18 protein-coding genes are annotated in these 23,366 nt (G+C 70.7%); 11 read left to right on the top strand and 7 right to left on the bottom strand.

Annotation, left to right across the window (positions count from 1 at the left end; genetic code table 11):
* Window positions 1–96 precede the first annotated feature (96 nt).
* From hisC to G3I54_RS07565, 5 genes are all read left to right on the top strand, one after another.
* Window positions 97–1,176, top strand: a complete 1,080-nt coding sequence (hisC, locus tag G3I54_RS07585) for a histidinol-phosphate transaminase (protein ID WP_164612358.1) — start codon at window positions 97–99, stop codon at window positions 1,174–1,176.
* A gap of 277 nt (window positions 1,177–1,453) precedes the next feature.
* Window positions 1,454–2,965 (top strand): cytochrome ubiquinol oxidase subunit I, encoded by a 1,512-nt coding sequence (locus G3I54_RS07580; RefSeq protein WP_164612356.1) that lies wholly within the window; start codon window positions 1,454–1,456, stop codon window positions 2,963–2,965.
* 16 nt (window positions 2,966–2,981) lie between these two features.
* Window positions 2,982–3,983, top strand: coding sequence for a cytochrome d ubiquinol oxidase subunit II (gene cydB, locus G3I54_RS07575; RefSeq protein WP_137229481.1), 1,002 nt, complete (start codon window positions 2,982–2,984; stop codon window positions 3,981–3,983).
* 87 nt (window positions 3,984–4,070) lie between these two features.
* Entirely contained in the window at window positions 4,071–7,601 is a 3,531-nt protein-coding gene (gene cydD / locus G3I54_RS07570) for a thiol reductant ABC exporter subunit CydD (RefSeq protein ID WP_164612354.1), read from the top strand.
* 101 nt (window positions 7,602–7,702) lie between these two features.
* Window positions 7,703–9,409 carry a GAF domain-containing protein gene (locus G3I54_RS07565; protein ID WP_164612352.1) on the top strand — a complete coding sequence of 569 codons (1,707 nt, stop codon included), beginning with the start codon at window positions 7,703–7,705 and terminating at the stop codon, window positions 9,407–9,409.
* A gap of 56 nt (window positions 9,410–9,465) precedes the next feature.
* On the opposite strand, the gene G3I54_RS07560 is transcribed toward G3I54_RS07565, so the two are convergent.
* Window positions 9,466–10,323, bottom strand: a complete 858-nt coding sequence (locus G3I54_RS07560; RefSeq protein ID WP_164612350.1) for a Cof-type HAD-IIB family hydrolase — start codon at window positions 10,321–10,323, stop codon at window positions 9,466–9,468.
* A gap of 149 nt (window positions 10,324–10,472) precedes the next feature.
* On the opposite strand from G3I54_RS07560, the gene G3I54_RS07555 reads away from it, so the two are divergent.
* Entirely contained in the window at window positions 10,473–11,375 is a 903-nt protein-coding gene (locus G3I54_RS07555; protein ID WP_164612348.1) for an LLM class flavin-dependent oxidoreductase, read from the top strand.
* Between the two features lie 28 nt (window positions 11,376–11,403).
* Here G3I54_RS07555 and G3I54_RS07550 read toward each other — a convergent pair whose 3' ends face one another.
* From G3I54_RS07550 to G3I54_RS07535, 4 genes are all read right to left on the bottom strand, one after another.
* Window positions 11,404–11,982 (bottom strand): RNA 2'-phosphotransferase, encoded by a 579-nt coding sequence (locus G3I54_RS07550; protein ID WP_164612346.1) that lies wholly within the window; start codon window positions 11,980–11,982, stop codon window positions 11,404–11,406.
* Window positions 11,983–12,173: 191 nt separating this feature from the next.
* Complete coding sequence (locus tag G3I54_RS07545) at window positions 12,174–13,124, bottom strand: MerR family transcriptional regulator (RefSeq protein WP_164612344.1); 951 nt, start codon at window positions 13,122–13,124, stop codon at window positions 12,174–12,176.
* Window positions 13,121–14,893: an SDR family oxidoreductase gene (locus G3I54_RS07540; RefSeq protein ID WP_164612342.1), complete on the bottom strand. Its 1,773-nt coding sequence runs from the start codon at window positions 14,891–14,893 to the stop codon at window positions 13,121–13,123. The genes G3I54_RS07545 and G3I54_RS07540 overlap by 4 nt, the downstream gene beginning before the upstream one ends.
* The gene (locus G3I54_RS07535; protein ID WP_203685643.1) at window positions 14,890–15,765 is read right to left on the bottom strand and encodes a M24 family metallopeptidase; all 876 of its coding nucleotides are present in this window, start codon (window positions 15,763–15,765) and stop codon (window positions 14,890–14,892) included. The genes G3I54_RS07540 and G3I54_RS07535 overlap by 4 nt, the downstream gene beginning before the upstream one ends.
* A 336-nt stretch (window positions 15,766–16,101) precedes the next feature.
* On the opposite strand from G3I54_RS07535, the gene G3I54_RS07530 reads away from it, so the two are divergent.
* The 5 genes from G3I54_RS07530 (at window position 16,102) to G3I54_RS07510 (ending at window position 20,668) form a co-directional block, all read left to right on the top strand.
* Complete coding sequence (locus G3I54_RS07530) at window positions 16,102–17,106, top strand: ABC transporter ATP-binding protein (RefSeq protein ID WP_164612556.1); 1,005 nt, start codon at window positions 16,102–16,104, stop codon at window positions 17,104–17,106.
* Window positions 17,096–18,004: an ABC transporter permease subunit gene (locus G3I54_RS07525; protein ID WP_164612340.1), complete on the top strand. Its 909-nt coding sequence runs from the start codon at window positions 17,096–17,098 to the stop codon at window positions 18,002–18,004. Before G3I54_RS07530 ends, G3I54_RS07525 begins: the two co-directional genes overlap by 11 nt.
* Complete coding sequence (locus G3I54_RS07520) at window positions 18,001–18,912, top strand: ABC transporter ATP-binding protein (protein ID WP_164612338.1); 912 nt, start codon at window positions 18,001–18,003, stop codon at window positions 18,910–18,912. The genes G3I54_RS07525 and G3I54_RS07520 overlap by 4 nt, the downstream gene beginning before the upstream one ends.
* Window positions 18,913–18,942: 30 nt before the next feature.
* Window positions 18,943–19,662, top strand: a complete 720-nt coding sequence (locus G3I54_RS07515) for an ABC transporter permease (RefSeq protein WP_164612336.1) — start codon at window positions 18,943–18,945, stop codon at window positions 19,660–19,662.
* A 301-nt stretch (window positions 19,663–19,963) separates the two neighbouring features.
* Entirely contained in the window at window positions 19,964–20,668 is a 705-nt protein-coding gene (locus tag G3I54_RS07510; protein WP_164612334.1) for a hypothetical protein, read from the top strand.
* A gap of 72 nt (window positions 20,669–20,740) precedes the next feature.
* On the opposite strand, the gene G3I54_RS07505 is transcribed toward G3I54_RS07510, so the two are convergent.
* Window positions 20,741–21,556 carry an HAD family hydrolase gene (locus tag G3I54_RS07505; protein WP_164612332.1) on the bottom strand — a complete coding sequence of 272 codons (816 nt, stop codon included), beginning with the start codon at window positions 21,554–21,556 and terminating at the stop codon, window positions 20,741–20,743.
* Window positions 21,553–22,830, bottom strand: coding sequence for a serine--tRNA ligase (gene serS, locus G3I54_RS07500; protein ID WP_164612330.1), 1,278 nt, complete (start codon window positions 22,828–22,830; stop codon window positions 21,553–21,555). The genes G3I54_RS07505 and serS overlap by 4 nt, the downstream gene beginning before the upstream one ends.
* Window positions 22,831–23,366: the final 536 nt, after the last annotated feature.

The raw sequence follows: 23,366 nt of genomic DNA, 5'->3' as shown, positions 1-23,366 counted from the left end.
CTGCGGTCGATTTCCCGCTCGGGCCATTCGCAGCGGGGCCCAATCCTCATAAGGTGTGCAGTATTGCTGTGAACGGACGGTCGAGGAGGACCTGCGGTGAGCGAGACGAGCCCCAAGCTGCGCGCCGAGCTGGACGGCGTTCCCGCCTATGTGCCGGGGAAGCCGGCGGCGGCCGGCGGACCGGTCGCGTACAAGCTGTCCTCCAACGAGAACCCCTATCCGCCGCTGCCGGGTGTCCTGGAGTCGGCGCTCGCCGCCGCGGGCAACTTCAACCGCTACCCGGACATGGCGTGCACCGGCCTGATGAACGAGCTGGCCGACCGTTTCGGTGTGCCGCTCTCGCATCTCGCCACCGGCACCGGGTCGGTGGGCGTGGCCCAGCAGCTGCTCCAGGCCACCTCCGGGCCCGGCGACGAGGTCATCTACGCCTGGCGGTCCTTCGAGGCGTACCCGATCATCACCCAGGTCAGCGGAGCGACCTCGGTCAAGGTCCCGCTGACCGACGGCGATGTGCACGACCTCGACGCGATGGCGGACGCGATCACCGACCGGACCCGGCTGATCTTCGTCTGCAACCCCAACAACCCCACCGGCACGGTGGTGCGCCGGGCCGAGCTGGAACGGTTCCTCGACCGGGTGCCGAGCGATGTGCTGGTGGTGCTCGACGAGGCGTACAAGGAGTTCATCCGCGACGCCGACGTGCCGGACGGCATCGAGATCTACCGGGACCGGCCCAATGTGGCGGTGCTGCGCACCTTCTCCAAGGCGTACGGCCTGGCCGGGCTGCGGGTCGGCTTCGCGGTGGCCCACGAGCCGGTGGCCGCCGCGCTGCGCAAGACCGCCGTCCCCTTCGGTGTGAGCCAGCTCGCCCAGGACGCGGCGGTGGCCTCGCTCCGCGCCGAGGACGAGCTGCTGGGCCGGGTCGGCTCGCTGGTCGCCGAGCGCACCCGGGTGAGCGCGGAGCTGGTGCGCCAGGGCTGGACGGTGCCGGAGTCGCACGCGAACTTCGTCTGGCTGCGGCTCGGCGAGCGGACCCTCGACTTCGCGGCGGCCTGTGAGCGGGCCGGGGTGGTCGTGCGGCCGTTCGCGGGCGAGGGCGTGCGGGTCTCGATCGGCGAGGACGAGGGCAACGACCTCTTCCTGAAGGCGGCGGAGGCGTTCCGCGCGGAGCTGTAGAGCCGCGCCGACCTGCGGCGCTGCACCGCCTGTACGGCCCTGTGGCCCCGGACCTCGATCGACCGAGGTCCGGGGCCCTTTGCGTGGGCGGCGGGGGCCGTTGGCACGGTCCGGGGCCGAAAAGGGGTACCCCCGACGAAGACTCCGAAAGTGTGTGCGCCATAATTGCTTGTGAATGTGAACGCGTTCACAAGCGTGCCCTGCTTCCTCCCGTAATCGGTGGGATCAAAGGGGCATAGTGCCGGTGTGACCACGGCGATGTAAGGAGACTGACGACGTGGACCTAGCTCTGGCGCCGGAGACCCTGGCGCGATGGCAGTTCGGCATTACCACCGTCTACCACTTCCTCTTCGTCCCCCTGACGATCTCGCTCGCCGCGCTCACCGCCGGCCTGCAGACCGCCTGGGTGCGGACGGAGAACGAGAAGTACCTCAGGGCGACCAAGTTCTGGGGCAAGCTGTTCCTGATCAACATCGCCATGGGCGTCGTCACGGGAATCGTCCAGGAGTTCCAGTTCGGCATGAACTGGTCCGACTACTCGCGCTTCGTCGGCGACATCTTCGGCGCTCCCCTCGCCTTCGAGGCGCTGATCGCCTTCTTCTTCGAGTCCACCTTCATCGGTCTGTGGATCTTCGGCTGGGACAAGCTGCCGAAGAAGATCCACCTCGCCTGCATGTGGATGGTCTCGATCGGCACGATCCTCTCCGCCTACTTCATCCTGGCGGCCAACTCCTGGATGCAGCACCCGGTCGGCTACCGGATCAACGAGGAGCGCGGCCGGGCCGAGCTCACCGACTTCTGGCGGGTGCTCACCCAGGACACCGCGATCACCCAGTTCTTCCACACCATCACGGCGGCGTTCCTGGTCGGCGGGGCCTTCATGGTCGGCATCGCCGCGTTCCACCTGGCGCGCAAGAAGCACATCCCGGTGATGCGGACCTCGCTGCGCCTCGGCCTGATCACCGTGGTGGTCGCCGGACTGCTCACCGCCGTCAGCGGTGACAGCCTCGCCAAGGTCATGTTCCGGCAGCAGCCGATGAAGATGGCCGCCGCCGAGGCGCTGTGGGACGGTCAGGAGCGGGCGCCGTTCTCGATCTTCGCGTACGGGGACGTCAGCAAGGGCCACAACTCCGTGGAGATCTCGCTCCCCGGAATACTGTCCTTCCTCGCCAACAACGACCCGAACTCCTATGTCCCCGGCATCAACGACATCAACAAGGAGTCGCAGGAGAAGTACGGGCCCGGCGACTACCGCCCCAACATCCCGGTCGCGTTCTGGAGCTTCCGCTGGATGATCGGCTTCGGGATGGCCTCCTTCGGCCTCGGCCTGCTGGGGCTCTGGCTGACCCGGAAGAAGTTCCTGCTGCCACCGGCGCTGCGGACCGGTGAGGACGAGGTGCCGCATCTGGTCCTGTTCCGGAACAAGGCGCTGAGCCCGAGGCTCACCAAGCTCTACTGGGTGGTCGCGCTCTGGACGCTGCTCTTCCCGCTGATCGCCAACTCCTGGGGCTGGATCTTCACCGAGATGGGCCGCCAGCCCTGGGTGGTCTACGGGGTGCTCCAGACCCGTGCCGGGGTCTCCCCCGGTGTCTCGCAGGGCGAGGTGCTCACCTCGATGATCGTCTTCACCCTGCTCTACGCGGTGCTCGCCGTGATCGAGGTGAAGCTGCTCGTGAAGTACATCAAGGCCGGGCCCCCGGAACTCACCGAGGACGACCTCAACCCGCCCACGAAGATCGGCGGGCACGACGAAGACGACGCCGACCGGCCGATGGCCTTCTCGTACTGAGCACAGGAGCTGAGAGATGGAACTCCACGACGTCTGGTTCGTGCTCATCGCCGTCCTCTGGACCGGCTACTTCTTCCTGGAGGGATTCGACTTCGGCATCGGGGTCCTCACCAAGCTGCTGGCCCGCGACCGCAAGGAGCGCCGGGTTCTGATCAACACGATCGGGCCCGTCTGGGACGGCAACGAGGTCTGGCTGCTCACCGCCGGCGGCGCGACCTTCGCCGCCTTCCCCGAGTGGTACGCCACCCTCTTCTCCGGCTTCTATCTGCCGCTGCTGATCATCCTGTTCTGCCTGATCGTGCGGGGCGTCGCCTTCGAGTACCGCGCCAAGCGGTCCGAGGAGCGGTGGCAGACGAACTGGGAGACCGCGATCTTCTGGACCTCGCTGATCCCCGCGGTGCTGTGGGGCGTGGCGTTCGGGAACATCGTGCGGGGCGTGAAGATCGACGCCGACATGGAGTACGTCGGCAATTTCTGGGACCTCCTCAACCCGTACGCGATCCTCGGCGGCCTGGTCACGCTCACCCTCTTCACCTTCCACGGGGCGGTGTTCGCCGGTCTCAAGACGGCGGGCGACATCCGGGTCCGGGCCCGCGCCCTGGCGCTGAAGCTCGGTCCGGTCACCGCGGTGCTCGCGCTGGGCTTCCTGCTCTGGACCCAGGCCGAGAACGGGGACGGCTGGAGCCTGGGCGCCCTGGTCGTGGCGGTGGTGGCGCTCCTGGCCGCGATCGGGGCCATCGCCAAGGGGCGTGAGGGCTGGTCGTTCGCGTTCTCGGGCGTGACGATCGCGGCGGCGGTCGCGATGCTCTTCCTGACGCTCTTTCCGAACGTCATGCCGTCCTCGCTGAACGACGCCTGGAACCTCACGGTCACCAACGCCTCGTCCAGCCCGTACACGCTCAAGATCATGACCTGGTGCGCGGGCATCGCCACGCCCATCGTGCTGCTCTACCAGAGCTGGACCTACTGGGTCTTCCGCAAGCGCATCGGCACCCAGCACATCGCCGACGCGCACTGAATCCGGTGAGCTGCCGCAGGCCCCGCGAGGCCCGCGGCAGCTCTCGATCCCGCAGAGCTCACCGACCCCGCCGGGGGGATGTTTCACGTGAAACCGATCGATCCGCGTCTGCTCCACCACGCCCGGGCCACCCGCCTCTTCCTGGCGGCCGTGGTGGCTCTCGGCCTGGTCGGCGCCCTGTTGGTGATCGCCCAGGCGATGCTCATCGCCGAGATCGTGGTGGGCGGTTTCGAGGGCGGACTCACGGTCACCGCGCTGCGCACCCCTCTCCTGCTGCTCGCCGCCGTCGCCGTCGGGCGGGCCCTGGTCGCCTGGCTCACCGAACTGGCGGCCCATCGCGCCAGCGCGGCCGTCAAGTCCGAACTGCGCGGCCGGCTCCTGGAGCGGGCCGCGCTGCTGGGCCCCGACTGGCTGAGCGGACAGCGCACCGGTTCGCTCGTCGCGCTGGCGACCCGGGGCATCGACGCGCTCGACGACTACTTCGCCCGCTACCTCCCGCAGCTCGGCCTCGCGGTCGTCGTGCCGGTGGCGGTGCTCGCCCGGATCGTCACCGAGGACTGGGTGTCGGCGGCGATCATCGTCGTCACGCTGCCGCTCATCCCGCTCTTCATGATCCTGATCGGCTGGGCCACCCAGTCCCGCATGGACCGGCAGTGGCAGCTCCTGTCCCGGCTCTCCGGGCACTTCCTGGACGTCGTCGCCGGGCTGCCGACCCTGAAGGTCTTCGGGCGGGCCAAGGCCCAGGCCGCGTCGATCCGCACCATCACCTCGGACTACCGCCGGGCCACCCTGCGCACCCTGCGGATCGCCTTCCTCTCCTCCTTCGCCCTGGAGCTGTTGGCGACCCTGTCGGTGGCCCTCGTCGCCGTCACGATCGGCATGCGCCTCGTCCACGGTGAACTCGACCTCTACACCGGTCTGGTGGTCCTGATCCTGGCCCCGGAGGCGTATCTGCCGATCCGCCAGGTCGGGGCGCAGTACCACGCGGCGGCCGAGGGCCTCTCGGCCGCCGAGGAGATCTTCACGGTCCTGGAGACCGAACCCCGCACCCCGGGCGCCGAGGACGTCCCGGACACGCTGCGTCTGGAGCTGGCGGACGTGACCGTACGCCACGAGGGCCGCGGCGAACCGTCGCTCGACGACGCCTCGCTCTCCGTGGAGCCGGGGGAGACCGTCGCCCTGGTCGGCCCGAGCGGGGTCGGCAAGTCCACCCTGCTGAACGTGCTCCTCGGGTTCGCCGTACCCGACGAGGGGCGCGTACGGGTCGGGGGCCGGGACCTCGCGGATCTGGACCCGGACCGCTGGCGGAGCCGGATCGCCTGGGTCCCTCAGCGGCCCCACCTCTTCGCGGACACGATCGCCGAGAACGTCCGCCTCGCCCGGCCCGACGCCGACGACGAGGCGGTCCTCGCGGCGCTGCGGGACGCGGGCGCGTACGACTTCGTCGCGGCGCTGCCCGACGGGGTGCGGACGGCGCTCGGCGAGGACGGCGCCGGGCTCTCCGCGGGCCAGCGCCAGCGCCTCGCCCTCGCCCGGGCGTTCCTCGCCGACCGGCCGGTCCTGCTGCTGGACGAGCCGACCGCGAGCCTGGACGGCGAGAGCGAGGCGGGCATCGTCGACGCCGTACGGCGGCTGTCCGCCGGGCGGACCGTGCTGCTGGTCGTCCACCGTCCGGCGCTGCTGGCGGTCGCCGATCGTGTGGTGACGCTGGAACCGCGTACGGGGGCGGGGGTCCCTGCCGAGCCGTACGCGAAGGCGCTCGCGGGCGTCGCCGCCCCGGGGCCCGCCGTGCCCGAGCCCCTCGCCGGGGGTGAACTCCTGGACGCCCGGAGGGCGGAGGCACTCGGCACCCTCGGGACGACCGGCAGCCGCTCCGGACGGGTGCTCGCCCGGGTCCGCGCGTCCGCCGGGGCGCAGCGCGGCCGACTGACCCTGGCCCTGCTGCTGGGCAGCCTGGCCGTCGGGTCGGCCGTGGGGCTCATGGCGGTCTCCGGCTGGCTGATCTCCCGCGCCTCCGAACAGCCGCCGGTGATGTATCTGATGATGGCGGTCACCGCGACCCGCGCCTTCGGCATCGGCCGGGCGGTCTTCCGCTACGCCGAGCGGCTCGTCTCGCACGACGCCGTGCTGAAGCTCCTCGCCGACCTGCGGGTCTCCGTCTACCGAGGCCTCGAACGCATCGCCCCCGCCGGACTGCGCACCACCCGGCGCGGCGATCTGCTGTCCCGGCTCGTCGCCGATGTGGACGCGCTCCAGGACTACTGGCTGCGCTGGCTGCTGCCCGCCGCCACGGCCCTCGTGGTGGGCACCGCGGCCGCCGGGTTCACCGGCTGGCTGCTCCCGGAGGCGGGCGTGATCCTGGCCGTCGGGCTGCTGATCGCCGGGGTCGGCGTACCGCTCGTCAGCGTCGCCTGCGCCCGCCGTACGGAGCGTCAGCTCGCGCCCGCCCGCGCCGCCCTGGCCACCCGGGTCGCCGACCTCCTCGGCTCCACCGCCGAGCTGACCGTCGCGGGAGCGCTGCCCGCCCGGCAGGCGCGGCTGCGCACGGCCGACCGGCTGCTGACCCGGATCGCCTCCCGCGCGGCCGCCGCGACGGCGCTGGGCGGCGGTCTGTCCGCCCTGGTCTGCGGGCTGACCGTGGTGGCCGCCGCGGCCGTCGCCGTCCCCGCCGTGCACGACGGCCGGCTGTCGGGTGTCGCGCTCGCCGTGGTGGTGCTGACCCCGCTGGCCGCCTTCGAGGCCGTCACGGGGCTGCCGCTCGCCGTGCAGTACCGCCGGCGCGTCGCCCGGAGCGCGGAGCGGGTCTTCGAGGTGCTGGACGCCCCCGTGCCCGTACGGGAGCCCGAGACCCCCGCCGAGGAGCCCGCCTCGCCCTTCCCGCTGGAGGTACGGGGGCTGAGCGCCCGCTACCCGGGTGCGGCGCGGGACGCCCTGTCCTCGCTCGACCTGACGCTGACGCCCGGACGGCGCATCGCGGTCGTGGGCCCTTCCGGTTCGGGCAAGACGACGCTCGCCCAGGTCCTCCTGCGCTTCCTGGACGCCTCGTCGGGGACGTACCGGCTCGGCGGCGTCGAGGCGGCCGCGCTGGAGTCGGACACGGTCCGGAGCTCGGTGGGGCTGTGCGCCCAGGACGCGCACGTCTTCGACAGCACGATCCGCGAGAACCTGCGCCTGGCCCGGCCCGGGGCGACCGACGCCGAACTGCGCGACGCGCTCTCCCAGGCCCGCCTCCTGGACTGGGTGCGGGCCCTGCCGCAGGGGCTCGACACCCCGGTGGGCGAGCACGGCGCACGGCTCTCCGGCGGCCAGCGGCAACGCCTCGCCCTGGCCCGCGCGCTGCTCGCCGACTTCCCCGTCCTCGTCCTGGACGAGCCGGCCGAACACCTCGACCTGCCGACCGCCGACGCCCTCACCGCCGATCTGCTGGACGCCACCCGGGGCCGCGCGACGGTCCTGATCACCCACCGGCTGACCGGTCTGGAGGCGGTCGACGAGGTGCTGGTGCTGGCCGCGGGCCGGGTCGTGCAGCGTGGACCGTACGCCGAACTCGCCGCCGAGGACGGGCCGCTGCGCCGCATGCTGGAGCGCGAACGGGAGACGGCGGGGGCGGGGGTGTGAGGACGCGGGCGACGCGAACCAGGCCCCTCGCGGGAGCGTTCTCCGGTCATCGCACGCATTCTCGACTTTCGCCCCCTATCGCCACTAACTAGGCTCGGGCCATGGCAGAGCCCGACCCGAAGGACTCCCTCGACGCCGCCACCCGGGCCACCCGCAGCCTCCAGGGGCTGTCCACCGAGCTGACCGCGCGGGTGCCGCAGCTCCTGGAGGCGATGCGTTCCGTCGGCGCGGGGCTGGAACTGCACTCCACCCTGGACCGGATCTGCGAGACGGCCGCCGAGCTCGCCCACGCCCGGTACGCCGCGATCGGCGTCGTCGACGAGCTTGGCGAGGGCCTCTCGGACTTCGTCACGTACGGCGTTCCGCAGGAGGTGGCCGAGGCGATCGGGCGGCGGCCCGACGGCCACCGCGGCCTGCTCGGCGCGCTGATCCACGACCCCGCCCCGGTCCGTCTGGCCGACCTGTCCACCGATCCCCGGTCCGCGGGATTCCCGGCCGGGCACCCTCGCATGCGCAGTTTCCTGGGGGTGCCGATCCGGGTCCAGGGGGAGATCTTCGGCAACCTCTATCTGACCGAGAAGCGGAACGGCGCGGAGTTCAGCGACTACGACCTCCACATGGTCCGGGTGCTCGCCACGGAGGCCGGGATCGCGATCGGCAACGCCCGGCTGTACGAGGCGGCGCGGCAGCGGGAGCACTGGATCGACGGTTCGGTCGCGGTGACCACGGCGCTCCTGTCGGGCGGGGACGCGGACGAGGCGCTGTCCGTGGTCGCCGAACAGGCCCGCCGGCTCGCCGACTCCGCCGCCGGGATCGTGCTGCTGCCCACCGGCGAGGGCGGTCTGGAGATCGTCGCCGTCTCGTCCGACGACCCCTCGTCCTCGCTCGGCGTGATCATTCCGGCCCGGAGCGCGGTGGTGGCGAAACTGCTCGCGGGCGAGGCGGTGTTCATCGACGACTCGGCCACCGACAGCCGGATGATCACCAGGCTGGCCGGCCGGTTCGGCCCCAGCATGATGCTGCCGCTGCACAGCGGCGGCCGCGTGCTCGGGGCGCTGGCCACCCCCCGGTCCCGGGGCGCGCGCCCGTTCACGGAGAGCGAGCGGACGCTCGCCACCCAGTTCGCCTCCCAGGCGGCGCTCGCGCTGATGATGGCCGAGGCGCAGCGGGACCGGGAGCGGCTCGCGGTGTACGAGGACCGCGACCGGATCGCCCGCGACCTCCACGACCTGGTCATCCAGCGGCTGTTCGCCACCGGGATGATGCTGGAGAGCGCCCAGCGCCGCTCGGTGGTGCCCGAGGTGCGGACGGGTGTGGGCCGGGCGGTCGACGAGCTGGACGTGACGATCCAGGAGATCCGTACGGCCATCTTCGCGCTCCAGCAGGAACCGGCCGAGGCCCCGTCGGGGCTGCGCACCCGCGTCCTGCGGGAGATCAACATGGCGGCCGTCCCGCTCGGCTTCAAGCCCTCGCACCGCTTCCTGGGCCCGGTGGACTCGCTCGTCGGCGAGCTGACCGGCAAGAACCTGGTCGCCGCGTTGCGCGAGGCTCTCTCCAACGCTTTCCGGCACGCGGGGGCGTCGCTGATCGATGTGGTCGTCGACGCGACGGTCACGCTGCCGGACGGGCGGGCGGCGGTGCGTCTGTCGGTCGCCGACGACGGGGTGGGCATTCCGGAGGGCGGCCGGCGCAGCGGACTGCGCAATCTGGCCCGCCGCGCCGAGTCGCTGGGCGGGTCGAGCCGGATCGACCCGGGCATCGGGGAGGGCGGCGGCGGTACGACGGTGGTGTGGGAGGCGCCGCTGTGAGGACGGCGGGGCAGGCTCTCCCGTCCGGTCTGCCGAAAGGTTTCAGCAGAGTCGTTTCAGCGGGGTTCTGTTCGGCCGGCGAGGATCCGCTCGATGACGAGGGCCACCCCGTCCTCCTCGTTGGTGGCGGTCCGGCCAGAGGCGGCGGCCACCGCGTCCGGATGGGCGTTGCCCATCGCGAAGGAGGCCCCGGCCCAGCGGAGCATCTCGATGTCGTTGGGCATGTCGCCGAAGGCGACCACCTCGGCGGGCGCGATGCCGCGCTCGGCGCAACAGGCGGCGAGCGTGGTGGCCTTGGAGACGCCGAGCCCGCTGACCTCCAGGAGCGCGGAGGGGCTGGAGCGGGTGAAGGCGGCCCGGTCGCCGGCCGCCGTACGGGCCAGGTCGAGGAAGGCGTCGGGTGCCAGCTCGGTGTGGTGGGCCAGCAGCTTGATCACCGGCGCGCCGGCGCCCGGGGCGTCCTCGTGCAGCAGCTTCTCGGCGACGGCCACCGTGGCGCCCGGGTCCAGGTGGAAGGGCGGGTAGGCCGGTTCGTAGTTGATGCCGGTGGTCATCTCGACGGCGAAGGAGGTGCCGGGGGCCGTCTCGCGCAGGGTGCGCACGACGTGCAGGGCGGCGTCGCGCTCCAGCGGCCGCACGGAGAGCAGGTCGCCGTCGGTCCGCAGATCGGTGACCACGGCGCCGTTGGCGCAGATCGCCGTTCCATGGCTCTGTACGTGGTTCCGCACGACGTCCATCCAGCGGGCCGGCCTGCCGGTGACGAAGAAGACCTCCAGCCCGGCCTCCTCGGCCGCCGCGAGGGCCGCGACCGTGCGCGCGGACAGCGTCTTGTCGTCGCGCAGCAGGGTGCCGTCGAGGTCGGTGGCGATCAGCCGGGTCACGGCGGGAAGAGGCGCATCGGTCACTGAGGTCACCGGGCCATTCTCGCCCACGAAGGCGCACGGGCGTGCGGAGGGGCGCACATCTGAGTGCGTAAGCTTCTGAACTGCGGAACATTCCTCCGGCATATGTCATGGGTCATCTGAGGGTCGACGGGCGCGCGCACAGCCGTAGGCTCGTGGGCATGAGCCTCCGCCTGAGCACCGTGATCCTGCCCGTCCACCGCTGGCACGAGGGCGGTCGTGACCGCTGGCAGCGCGCGGAGGAGCTGGGCTTCCACACCGCCTACACCTACGACCACCTGTCCTGGCGGACCTTCCGGGACGGCCCGTGGTTCGGGGCGCTGCCCACGCTCACCGCCGCGGCGACGGCCACCGAACGCCTCCGGCTGGGCACCCTCGTTACCTCGCCGAACTTCCGCCACCCGGTGACGCTGGCCAAGGAGCTGATCTCCCTGGACGACATCTCGGGCGGCCGGATCACCCTCGGTATCGGCGCCGGGGGCAACGGCTTCGACGCCACCGCGCTGGGCCAGGAGGCCTGGACCCCGCGCGAACGGGCCGACCGCTTCGCGGAGTTCGTGCCTCTCCTGGACCGGCTGCTCACCGAGGACGCGGTGACCGAGCGCGGGGCGCACTACGCCGCGGAGGAGGCCCGCAACATCCCCGGCTGCGTCCAGCGCCCCCGGCTGCCGTTCGCGGTGGCCGCGACCGGGCCGCGCGGTCTGAAGCTCGCCGCCCGCCACGGGCAGGCCTGGGTCACCACCGGCGACCCCAAGCTGTACGAGAACGGCACCCCGGAGGAGTCGCGGGCCGCGCTGCGGGCGCAGAACGAGAAGTTCACGGCGGCCTGTGCGGAGATCGGCCGGGACGCCTCCGAGCCGGACCGGATCCTGCTGACCGGTTTCACGCCGGACCGCACCGCCCCCCTGGAGTCCGTGGACGCCTTCGTCGACTTCGCCGGGCACCACGCGGAGCTGGGCTTCACCGAGATCGTCGTCCACGCCCCGATCCCGGACTCCGACTTCGACGTCGACCCGAAGGTCTTCGAGCGCATCGCGATCGAGGCGCCCGCTCAACTGGCTTGATTCGTAAGGTTTCTGCTTCCGCGGCCCCTCAGTCGCGCAGAAGCAGGAACTGAGGCGGTACGGCGTCGGCGAGCCAGACCCCGTTGGCGCTGACCCGGAAGACATGGCCGGCGCGGTGCATCGCGCCCGCGTCCACGGTGAGGACGAGGGGGCGGCCGCGGCGGGCGCCCACCCGGGTGGCCGTCTCCTGGTCGGGCGAGAGGTGGACGTGGTGGCGGGCCATGGGGCGCAGGCCCTCGGCCCGGATCGCGTCCATCACCCGGGCGACCGTGCCGTGGTAGAGGTACGCGGGCGGCTCGGCCGGCGGCAGGTCCAGGTCGACGGTGACGGTGTGGCCCTGGTTGGCGCGGATACGGTCGCCCTCCACGCCGTCCTCGGTGCCGTCCTCCACGCCGCTCTCGATGGTGAAGCGGCGCTTGTCGTTGGCGGCGACGACGTGGTCGAGCTCGGCGCGGGAGAAGGCGAACCCGTGCCGGGCCGCGGCGCGCAGCAGCTCCTCGACCGGCACCCAGCCGTTCTCGTCGAGGGTGAGGCCGATGCGTTCCGGCTGATGCCGCAGATGCTTCGAGAGGTACTTGGACACCTTGACGGTGCGACGTTCGTCCATGGCGTCAGAGTGCCCGTGGCGAGCTCGTCGGTGCATCCGTATTTCGCCTCGTCACCTCTTCGGTTCTTCGGTTTTTCAGCCCCTCATTCTTCTGTGATTCCTCGGTTCTTCTCCTCCATCAGGTTTGATCCACAGTCAACTTGAGTTATCCACAGGCTATTTGGCGATTCTGTGGACAACGGCCATAAGATTTAGGGGCTTTCGTTAATTTTGCCCTCTTTGGCGTGAGTTGCCGCAAGATGATCCAACGTGCGCGCCTGTACTTCCCGTTCGGTGGCCGCCGTGACGAAGGCGGCCAACTGATCTGCGCCAACCAGCTCCTGAACGGCCTGTGTTGTCCGGGCCGGGAGCAGCACGGGGCGGGTCGAGTCCTCGGTGATCGTGCTCTCCTCCGCTCCGAGATGGTGATGCAGATGGCGGGTGGCGAACGTCCTCATGGCGCGCGCCAGTTCGGCGTCCACGGTCTGCTGGGCGAGCGGCCTCAGTCGACGTACCAGGGCGGCCGCCTCGGCTGCGTCCGCGTCGGTGGGCGGCAGATGGCCCAGGTAGCGGGCGAAGACGTGCTCGGTGGTGAACTCCAGGAAACGGGAGGCTATGTGCTCGACCTGGCCGCGAAGCTCCCGCAGATGGCCCGAGATCGCCGTCAGCGGCACCCCGGCCGCGTACAACTCCACGGCCACCGCCAGCTCTTGCGGGCTGGGCACGAGGAACTCGTCGTCCCGGCCCGGCACGCGCTCCAGCACGCCGAGCTCCACCGCCTCGGCGATGGCCTCGTCGTCCTGACGGCCGCCGAACCGCGCGTCCAGCTCCCGGCGGCTGATCCGGTCGGCCTCCTCGTCCGTCCACGGGCCGTGCACCTCCGCGACGAGCCCGAGCACCCCGCCGAGCCCCCGCCCCGCGTCCCACGCCTCCAGCAACTCCTTGATGCTGGCCAGGGTGTAGCCCCGGTCGAGCAGGTCCGCGATCTGCCGCAGCCGGGCCAGATGGGTCTCCCGGTACACATTGGCCCGCCCGCGCCGCTCCGGCGTCGGAAGCAGCCCCCGGTCCTGATAGGCGCGGATCGTGCGCACCGTGGCCCCGCTGGCGTGGGCCAGGTCCTCGATGCGGTACTCGGCCGTGGCCCCCGCCCCCGCCCCGGTCACAGCGGAGGCTTCAGCCGGGCGACGGAGCGCAGGGCTCCGGGGCTCAGCCGGGACAGCAGCCGGGCGCCGCGCGCCTCCGGGGTGACCGGCACCACGGCCTGGTTGCGCACGACCGCCCGCAGGATCGCGTCGGCGACCTTCTCCGGCGGGTAGTTGCGACGCCCGTAGAGCCGGCTCGTCCGCTTCTGCAGCCGCTCCTCCTCCGCCGCGTCCGCTCCGGCGAAGCGCGTGGTGGCGGTGATGTTGGTGTTGACGATGCCGGGGCATATCGCGCTCACCCCGATCGACTTCTCCGCCAGCTCGGCCCGCAGGCACTCGCTGAGCATCAGCACGGCCGCCTTCGACGTGCTGTACGCGGGCAGCGCCCGGGAGGGCTGGAAGGCCGCGGCTGAGGCGGTGTTGACGATGTGTCCGCCCTGGCCGCGGTCCGCCATCTGCTTGCCGAAGATCCGGCAGCCGTGGATGACCCCCCACAGATTGACGTCGAGGACCTTCTTCCACTCCTCGCTGGTGGTCTCCAGGAAGGAGCCGGAGAGCCCGATCCCGGCGTTGTTGACCAGGACGTCGACGATGCCGTACTCGGCGGCGACCCGGGCGGCGAGCTTCTCCATCGCGGCCTCGTCGCTGACGTCGACCGCCTCGCCCCAGGCCGCCGGCGCCCCGATCAGCCGTGCCATCTCCGCGGTCCGGGCGGCCCCCTCCGCATCGCGGTCCACGGCCACGATCCGGGCTCCCGCCTCGGCGAACGCGAACGCGGTGGCCCGCCCGATCCCGGAGGCCGCGCCCGTCACCAGGACCAGCTGGCCGCCGAACCGCTGCGCATAGGGGCTCTTGGCCGCCGCTTGCTGCACGGGCGCGCCGTCCCGCCCGGCGGACTCGTTGGCGGTGACGAACTCGTCGATCCAGGAGGCCAGCTGGTCCGGCCGGGTGCGGGGCACCCAGTGCTTGGCCGGGATCGAGCGGCGTACCAGCGCGGGCACCCAGTCCTCAAGACCGTCGTAGAGCCGCTCCGAGAGGAAGGAGTCCCCGGTCGGCGTGATCAGCTGGACCGGTGCGTGGGCGTAGGCGTCCGCGCGGGGCCTGCTGAGGCGGGCGCGGACGTTGTCGCGGTAGAGCCAGGCCCCGTGCGCCGCGTCGTTCGGCAGGGAGGCGGTGGGGTAGTCGCCCGCGGGCACCTTCTCCAGCCGCTCCAGGATCCGGGGCCACCGCTTGCCGAGCGGTCCGCGCCAGGCGAGCTCCGGCAGGACCGGCGTATGGAGCATGTACACATACCAGGACTTGGCGCCCTGGCCGAGCAGTTGGCCGACCTTGCGCGGGGTGGGGCGGGACATCCGGCGTTTGATCCAGTGCCCGAAGTGGTCCAGGGACGGGCCGGACATCGAGGTGAAGGAGGCGATCCTGCCCTCGGTCCGGCCGACCGTGACGAACTCCCAGGCCTGCACGGACCCCCAGTCGTGACCGACCACATGCACCGGCCGGTCCGGGCTGACCGTGTCGATCACGGCCAGGAAGTCGTCGGTCAGCTTCTCCAGGGTGAAGCCGCCGCGCAGGGGTTTCGGGGCGGTGGACCTGCCGTGCCCCCGCACGTCGTACAGCACCACGTGCCACTGCTCGGCCAGCCGGGCGGCTACGTCCGACCAGACCTCCTTGCTGTCCGGATAGCCGTGGACCAGCACCACGGTCGGCCGGCCCGCGTCGCCCAGCTCGGCGACGCACAGCTCCACGCCGCCCGTCACCACGCGTCGCTCACGTGCTTGGGACAGATTCACGCCGCCACCTTCTCCTCGGCCCAGCGCCGCACGTGCGGCAGATCGTCGTCCAGCCAGAAAGCGCTCTGTTCGGGGTCCTTGGAGTCGGTGACGACCAGGATCTCCTCGAACTTCGCGCCCGTACCCCGGAATCCGAGGTGGGGTTCGACCGCCCACAGGCCCGGCTGCGGCGGGTGGTCGGAGAAGCGGTAGGGGCTCCACAGCGGTGACCAGCCGTCCCGGTGACCGTGCAGGGCGTCGCTCAGCAGCCCCTTGAGGGACTGGGTGCCGAAGCCGAACACCTGCGGCGACCAACGGCGTTCGGCGACCCGGTCGACCTTGTGGGCGATCACGCCGAAGGGATAGGCCCGGTGTCTGTTCGCGTATCCCTGTGCGGTCATGAGGCGTTCCACGTTCTCGTAGATCTCGCGCAAGGAGCGGCGCTCGCGCACCTCCCGCAGGATCAGCCCGCGGTGGGCCTCCAGGTCGGCCAGCAGCTTGTCGTGCAGCGGATTGAGACCGAGGCACCCCGAATACCCGACATCGGCGGTGAACCCCTTGTACACCGGGGCCATGTCGAGGATGAACGGCATCCCCGGCTCCAGCTTCCGGTCGGTCGGGAAGAACTGCAGCGGCACCTTGAACCCGGCGAACGCCGTACGGTCCCCGAACCAGGCGAACGGCAGGTGGAACCAGTCGCGCACACCGCGCTCGCGCAGCCACACGCGCTGCATCCGGGCCGCCTCGCGCTCGGTCACCCCCGACCGCAGCTGGCCGGCGACCGCCTCCGCGCAGGCATAGGCCAGGCGTTGGACTTCTCTGAACCCCCGCAGTTCCGGGGCGATTTCGTGCTGCACTGCCGAGGCGAACCCCGCCGAGGTCATGCCGGTCATGCCACCGTCCGTTCCCTGCCGTGTGCGGTACGCGTCCGTAACGTGACACTGATGAATGTGACAATGTCCAGCGGCTGCGTCAAGAGGGCTGCACGACCTGTGGACAACCCGGCCCCCGGCCCGTCTCCGGCTGTGGACAACCCGGGCCGCCACCTCTGGTGAACCCCGGTCGCGGCCCCGGCCCCGGAGATCCGGTCTCCTTCTTCGCGGGGTCCCCCTACGGGCGCGTACGCCTGGAGTCTGACGCGGATCCAGCCGTCAGGGCTGACGACCTCTGTGGTCCGCGCCACTAACGTCGTTTCCGTGACAGCCGTAATCGCTACCGAAGCCCTGAGCATGCGGTTCCCCCGGGTGACCGCGCTTGACCGGCTCACGTTGGACATCGGACCGGGTGTGACCGGTCTGGTGGGTTCCAACGGAGCCGGCAAGTCCACACTGATCAAGATCCTGCTGGGTCTCTCCCCCGCCACCGAAGGCCGGGCCGCAGTGCTCGGGCTCGACGTCGCGACCAGCGGCGCCGCCATCCGGGAAAGGGTGGGGTACATGCCCGAGCACGACTGCCTGCCGCCCGACGTCTCGGCCACCGAGTTTGTCGTGCACATGGCTCGCATGTCGGGGCTGCCGCCCACGGCGGCCCGCGAGCGCACGGCCGACACCCTGCGCCACGTCGGCCTCTACGAGGAGCGCTACCGTCCGATCGGCGGCTACTCGACCGGCATGAAGCAGCGCGTGAAGCTGGCCCAGGCCCTCGTCCACGACCCCCAGCTGGTCCTGCTCGACGAGCCGACCAACGGTCTGGACCCGGTCGGCCGGGACGAGATGCTCGGTCTGATCCGCCGGATCCACACCGACTTCGGCATCTCCGTGCTGGTGACCTCGCACCTCCTGGGCGAGCTGGAACGCACCTGCGACCACGTCGTCGTCATCGACGGCGGAACGCTCCTGCGTTCCAGCTCCACCAGCGACTTCACCCAGACCACCGCGACCCTCGCGGTCGAGGTGACCGACAGCGACACCCACCCCGACGGCACCGGCGCGCTGCGCAAGGTCCTCACCGACGCCGGGGTCACGCTCATCGGTCTCGACGGGATCGACACACAGGGGCTGCCGGGCGCGGGCCACATCCTGCTGATCGAGGCGGTGGGCGAGGAGACGTACGACCTGGTGCGCGACAGCGTCGCCGGGCTCGGGCTCGGCCTGGTCCGCATGGAACAGCGCCGCCACCACATCGCCGAGGTCTTCCGTACCGAACAGGGCGAGGCGCACACCGCCGCCGTCCCGGCCGCCGTCGCCACCGCCGGGGTCGTCCAGCAGAAGGGAAGCGGTCGCGATGAGCACTGAGACCAAGGCCGCGGCCGGGCGCGACGCCTCCCGGATCCACAACATCGGCTACCGCTCCTACGACGGACCGCGGCTCGGCCGGGCCTACGCCCGCCGCTCCCTGTTCTCGCAGACCCTGCGGGGCTCCTTCGGACTGGGCCGTTCCGCCAAGTCCAAGGTGCTGCCCATGCTGCTGTTCGGCGTGATGGCGCTGGTCGCGGCGATCCTGGTGGCGGTCTCCATGGCCACGCCGGACGCCAGCAAGCTGGTGATCAAGTACACCTCGTACGCGATCTACCTCCAGGCCGTCATCGGCCTGCTCATCGCCGCCCAGGCACCGCAGGCGGTCTCCCGGGACCTTCGTTTCAAGACCGTCCCGCTGTACTTCTCGCGGCCCATCGAACGCGCCGACTACGTGCTGGCGAAGTTCGCCGCCACCGCGACCGCGCTCTTCATCCTCACCGGCGCACCGCTGCTCATCCTCTATGTGGGCTCTCTGCTCGCGAAGTTCGACTTCGCCGACCAGACCACGTGGTTCGGCCAGGGACTGGTGTCGGTGGCGCTGCTGTCCGTGCTGTTCGCCGGGCTCGGCCTCGTGATGGCCGCCCTGACCCCGCGGCGCGGCTTCGGCGTCGCCGCGGTGATCGCCCTCCTGACCATCACCTACGGCGCCGTCTCCACGATTCAGGCCATCGCCTGGGAGACCGGGTCGGAAGGGGCCGTGCAGTGGCTCGGCCTGTTCTCGCCGATCACGCTGATCGACGGCATTCAGACCGCGTTCCTCGGCGCGACCTCCGCCTTCCCCGGAGGGGAAGGCCCGGGGGCCGGCACCGGTGTGGTCTACCTGTTCGTTGTTCTCGCGCTCGTCGCCGGCTCGTACGCCGTCCTGATGCGCCGTTACCGGAGGGCCGGGCTGTGACCACCATCGAGATCGACCACACCTCCCGCTGGTTCGGCAACGTGGTCGCCGTCAACGACGTCTCCATGACCGTGGGGCCCGGGGTCACCGGACTCCTCGGCCCGAACGGCGCCGGAAAGTCCACCCTCATCAACATGATGGGCGGATTCCTCGCCCCCTCGACGGGGAAGGTCACGCTCGACGGACGGCCGATCTGGCGCAACGAGGCCGTCTACAAGGAGATCGGCATCGTCCCGGAGCGGGAGGGGATGTACGACTTCCTCACCGGCAAGGAGTTCGTCGTCGCCAACGCCGAACTCCAGGGTCTGGGCGGGGCCGAGGCGCGGAAGGCGCTCGCCACGGTGCAGATGGAGTACGCGCAGGACCGCAAGATCTCCACGTACAGCAAGGGCATGCGTCAGCGCGTGAAGATGGCGTCCGCGCTGGTCCACGAACCCTCGGTGCTGCTGCTGGACGAGCCGTTCAACGGAATGGACCCGCGCCAGCGGATGCAGCTGATGGAGCTGCTGCGACGGATGGGGGCCGAGGGGCGCACGGTCCTGTTCTCCTCCCACATCCTCGAAGAGGTCGAGCAGTTGGCCTCGCACATCGAGGTGATCGTGGCGGGCCGGCACGCCGCGTCCGGCGACTTCCGGAAGATCCGCCGGCTGATGAAGGACCGGCCGCACCGCTACCTGGTGCGCTCCAGCGACGACCGGGCCCTCGCGGCCGCGCTCATCGCCGACCCGTCCACGGCCGGCATCGAGGTCGACCTGACCGAGAAGGCGCTGCGCATCCAGGCCGTCGACTTCGGGCGGTTCACCGAACTGCTCCCGAAGGTGGCCCGTGAGCAGGGCATCCGGCTGCTCACCGTCTCACCGTCCGACGAGTCCCTCGAATCGGTCTTTTCCTACCTCGTAGCGGCCTGAGTAGTGGCCTGAAAGGAGCTGTGCACCGTCATGTACGACCCCACAGTCGCCCGGCTCACCTACCGGGCCCTGCTCGGCCGGCGCCGGGCCGCCATCCTGTTCGTCCTGCCCGCGCTGCTGCTGATCATCGCCGCGGCCGTGCGCATGTTCGCCGGAGCCGATGACCAGATCGCCTCGGACGTCCTCGGCGGTTTCGCCATCGCCACGATGGTGCCGCTGATCGGCGTGATCGCGGGCACCGGGGCGATCGGCCCCGAGATCGACGACGGCTCGATCGTCTACCTGCTCGCCAAGCCGGTGAAGCGGCCCACGATCATCTTCACCAAGCTGATCGTGGCCATCGCGGTGACCATGGTGTTCTCCGCCCTGCCGACGCTGCTCGCGGGCCTCATCCTCAACGGCAACGGCCAGCAGGTCGCCGTCGCCTACACGATCGCGGCGCTGGTCGCCTCGATCGCGTACAGCGCCCTGTTCCTGCTGCTCGGCACGGTCAGCCGGCACGCGGTCGTCCTCGGCCTGGTCTACGCCCTGGTCTGGGAGGCCCTCTTCGGCAGCCTGGTGGCCGGTGCGCGGACGCTGAGCGTCCAGCAGTGGTCGCTCGCGGTCGCCCAGAAGGTCGCGGGCGAGGGCGCGGTGACCTCGGAGGTCGGTCTGCCGCTCGCCACGGTCCTGCTGGTCGCGGTCACGGCCGCCGCCACCTGGTACGCGGGCCAGAAGCTGCGCACGCTGAAGCTGGCGGGCGAGGAGTGAAGGTCCGGGCCTGAGCGCCCGTGTGCCTCGACGACCCCCGCTCTTCCGGAGGAGCGGGGGTCGTCGTATGAGCGGACAGGTGTGCGCGTAACCGTACGTTTATCGGGTCGTTGGGCAGGGTGCGTGGAGGCAACTGGAATCCGTGGCGTCGTAGCGATCGTGAAATCGGGGAGTGCCGGCACCGAGTGAGGCTCAGCCCACCGGACCGGTCATCGAGTGAGTGGCAACCGTGAGCGTCCTCCACCCCTGAAGCCCGGGGTGTGGGCCGTCCTCGTCATTCCCTCGTACGAAAGGCACACCCATGCCCACGGAAGTCGCCCTGCTCGAATCGCGCGCGCTGCGCGGCGAGCAGATGGGGCGCGTCGACATCCTCGACAAGGTGAAGAGCCTTGCCATGCTCCCGGACGGAATTCACGTTCGCACAGAGGATGTGGCTCGTTACTTCGAAGTATCCACAGAGGCCGTGAAGAAGGTGACGCAGCGGCACCGGGCAGAGGTCGAGGAGAACGGCCTCATCCTGCTGCGCGGCGCTGAGCTGCGAATCTTCCATAGGGACATGTTGTCTCTATGGGAGGGGGAGGGGCGGGAAAGTTATCCACAGGCTGCCACGCAGCTGACCCTCTACACCCGCCGGACCGTCCTCAACATCGCCCTGCTTCTTCGCGACAGCGACATCGCCCGCTGCGTGCGCACCTACCTCCTCGACGCCGAGGAGGAGCTGCGCACGCAGTACGCCTCCCTCGACCAGCGCGTCACGCGCATCGAGAGCTGCCTCACCGGCGTCGGCAGTGCGCTGCAGGAGCTCGGGCCGGTGCTGATGCGGATGTCGGAGCGGCTCGACAGCCTCGACCGGAAAGTGGAGATGACGCACCAAGTGGTCGGCGCGATGAGCCTGCGGCTGACGGACGTCCAGCAGGACGTCGTGCGTCTGGACGGGCGGATGGACTCCTTCGCCCGGCAGTTGAAGGATCTGCGCCGCCGTAACGGGCAGCGCGCGCAGAGCTGAGACCGGCGGCCCGGCACCGTGGAAACGGTGCCGGGCCGCTGTCGGCTCGATGCCTCGTACGTACGGACTGTCCTACTGCACGGGCGCCGTGCGGAGCAGTTCCTCCAGCACCACCGCGATGCCGTCGTCCTCGTTGGACGCCGTGATCTCGTGGGCGACGGCCTTCAGATCGTCGTGGGCGTTGGCCATGGCGACGCCGTGGTGGGCCCAGCCGAACATCGGGATGTCGTTCGGCATGTCGCCGAAGGCGATCGTGTCGGCGGCCTTCACGCCGAGCCGGCGGGCGGCCAGCGAAAGGCCGGTCGCCTTGCTCAGGCCCAGCGGCAGGATCTCGACCACGCCGGGCCCGGCCATGACCACGTCGACCAGGCTGCCGACGGCCGACCGCGCCGCGAACGCCAGCGCGTCGTCGTCCAGTTCCGGATGCTGTATGTAGACCTTGTTGAGCGGGGCGGTCCACATCTCGGCGGCGTCGTCCACGAAGAGGTACGGCAGCGGCCCCTCCTGCACCCGGTAGCCGGGGCCCACCAGCACCTCGCCGTCCAGCCCGTCGCGGCTGGCCGCCAGGTGGAGCGGGCCCACCTCCGCCTCGATCTTGGAGAGCGCGAGACCGGCGAGCTGCCGGTCCAGGGTCAGCGAGGTCAGCAGCTTGCGCTCGCCCGCGTGGTAGACCTGCGCGCCCTGACCGCAGACCGCGAGCCCCTCGTAACCGAGGTCGTCCAGGATGTGCCGGGTCCAGGGGACCGCGCGTCCGGTGACGATGATGTGCGCGGCGCCGGCTGCCGTGGCGGCGGCCAGTGCCGCGCGGGTGCGCTCGGAGACCGTGTCGTCCTCGCGCAGCAGCGTGCCGTCGAGGTCGGTCGCGACGAGCTTGTAGGGGAAGGTCACTTGGCGACCGGTTCCAGGACCTCGCGCCCGCCCAGGTACGGACGGAGCATCTCGGGCACCCGGACCGAACCGTCGGGGAGCTGGTGGTTCTCCAGGATCGCCACGATCGTGCGCGGTACGGCGCAGAGCGTGCCGTTCAGCGTCGCCAGCGGCTGGACCTTCTTGCCCTCGCGCATCCGGACGGACAGCCGGCGGGCCTGGAAGCCGTCGCAGTTGGACGCGGAGGTCAGCTCGCGGTACTTGCCCTGCGTCGGGATCCACGCCTCGCAGTCGAACTTCCGCGAGGCGGAGGCGCCGAGGTCACCGGTGGCGACGTCGATCACCTGGAAGGGAAGTTCGAGGGCGGTGAGCCACTGCTTCTCCCACTCCAGGAGCCTGCGGTGCTCGGCCTCGGCGTCCGCCGGGTCGACGTACGAGAACATCTCGACCTTGTCGAACTGGTGGACGCGGAAGATGCCGCGGGTGTCCTTGCCGTACGTGCCGGCCTCGCGGCGGAAGCACGGGGAGAACCCGGCGTACCGCAGGGGCAGCTTGTCGGCGTCGATGATCTCGTCCATGTGGTACGCGGCGAGGGGGACCTCGGAGGTGCCGACCAGGTAGTAGTCGTCCTTCTCCAGGTGGTACACGTTCTCCGAGGCTTGGCCGAGGAAGCCGGTGCCCTCCATGGCGCGCGGGCGGACCAGCGCGGGCGTCAGCATCGGGACGAAGCCGGCCTCGGTGGCCTGGGCGATCGCCGCGTTGACGAGGGCGAGCTCCAGGAGCGCGCCGACGCCCGTGAGGTAGTAGAACCGCGAGCCGGAGACCTTGGCCCCGCGCTCCATGTCGATGGCGCCGAGCGCCTCGCCGAGCTCCAGGTGGTCCTTGGGCTCGAAGCCCTCGGCGCCGAAGTCCCGGATGGTGCCGTGGGTCTCCAGGACGACGAAGTCCTCCTCGCCCCCGACCGGCACGTCCTCGTGGACGATGTTGCCGAGCTGGAGCAGCAGCCGCTTGGCGTCCGCGGCGGCCTCGTCCTGGGCGGCGTCGGCCGCCTTGACGTCGGCCTTGAGCTCTTCGGCCTTCTTGAGGAGCTCGGTGCGCTCCTCGGGGGTGGCCTTGGGGATCAGCTTGCCGAGCGACCTCTGCTCGGCGCGGAGTTCGTCGAAGCGGACGCCGGACGACCTGCGCAGCTCGTCGGCGGAGAGCAGGGCGTCGACGAGGTCGACGTCCTCTCCACGGGCGCGCTGGGAGGCGCGAACACGGTCGGGGTCCTCACGGAGCAGGCGAAGGTCAATCACCCCTCCAGGCTACCGGTGCGCGGTTCTCGCACTCGAACCGATATTGCCGAGCGTGTCACTATGACCGAATTGCCGGAATTGATATTCCTGAGGGGGAATCGCGGATGGCGGCGGCGCCGGAGGAGGCGGAGGGCGTCAATAACGGTGGTTAACTCCCCTGAACAGGGCAGAAGGTGCGCTCCGCCTTGACGTACCGGCCTTGAGCGGGGCGGGAGTTGGGGGCGCGTCGGTCACTGTTGTCCACAGGGGGTCCGATACCGGAATAGTTATCCACAGGCTGTGTGGAAGTTCTGTGGACACCGGAGGGCATTGTTCCGGAAGTCGGGCGAAGGCCCACGGAATCTCCGCCCAAACCCGTTCCGCGCGCTCATTCGGGTGGGAATTCGCCATCTTAAAGAGTTGATCAAGGGAATTGGGGTGACGCACGGCGACTCGCGCCGCCTCGTGGTTCTGTGGACGGCTCTGAGGTGACTGGGTTGATTTGTCGACGATGTCGTATTGCGGTGTCGACTTGTCCCCAGGTCGAGAGCCGCCCT

The organism is Streptomyces sp. SID14515 (assembly GCF_010548505.1).
GTDB lineage: Bacteria > Actinomycetota > Actinomycetes > Streptomycetales > Streptomycetaceae > Streptomyces > Streptomyces caviscabies.
Note: the sequence above shows the minus strand (reverse complement) of the source record. Positions and strands in the feature narration are given on the sequence as shown.

Excerpts from the sequence above, each read along its gene's own strand:
- cydB (WP_137229481.1), top strand. The coding sequence starts at position 2,982 with ATGGAACTCCACGACGTCTGGTTCGTGCTCATCGCCGTCCTCTGGACC.
- G3I54_RS07565 (WP_164612352.1), top strand. The coding sequence starts at position 7,703 with ATGGCAGAGCCCGACCCGAAGGACTCCCTCGACGCCGCCACCCGGGCC.
- G3I54_RS07555 (WP_164612348.1), top strand. The coding sequence starts at position 10,473 with ATGAGCCTCCGCCTGAGCACCGTGATCCTGCCCGTCCACCGCTGGCAC.
- G3I54_RS07550 (WP_164612346.1), bottom strand. The coding sequence starts at position 11,982 with ATGGACGAACGTCGCACCGTCAAGGTGTCCAAGTACCTCTCGAAGCAT.
- G3I54_RS07535 (WP_203685643.1), bottom strand. The coding sequence starts at position 15,765 with ATGACCGGCATGACCTCGGCGGGGTTCGCCTCGGCAGTGCAGCACGAA.
- G3I54_RS07530 (WP_164612556.1), top strand. The coding sequence starts at position 16,102 with ATGCGGTTCCCCCGGGTGACCGCGCTTGACCGGCTCACGTTGGACATC.
- G3I54_RS07525 (WP_164612340.1), top strand. The coding sequence starts at position 17,096 with ATGAGCACTGAGACCAAGGCCGCGGCCGGGCGCGACGCCTCCCGGATC.
- G3I54_RS07515 (WP_164612336.1), top strand. The coding sequence starts at position 18,943 with ATGTACGACCCCACAGTCGCCCGGCTCACCTACCGGGCCCTGCTCGGC.
- G3I54_RS07510 (WP_164612334.1), top strand. The coding sequence starts at position 19,964 with ATGCCCACGGAAGTCGCCCTGCTCGAATCGCGCGCGCTGCGCGGCGAG.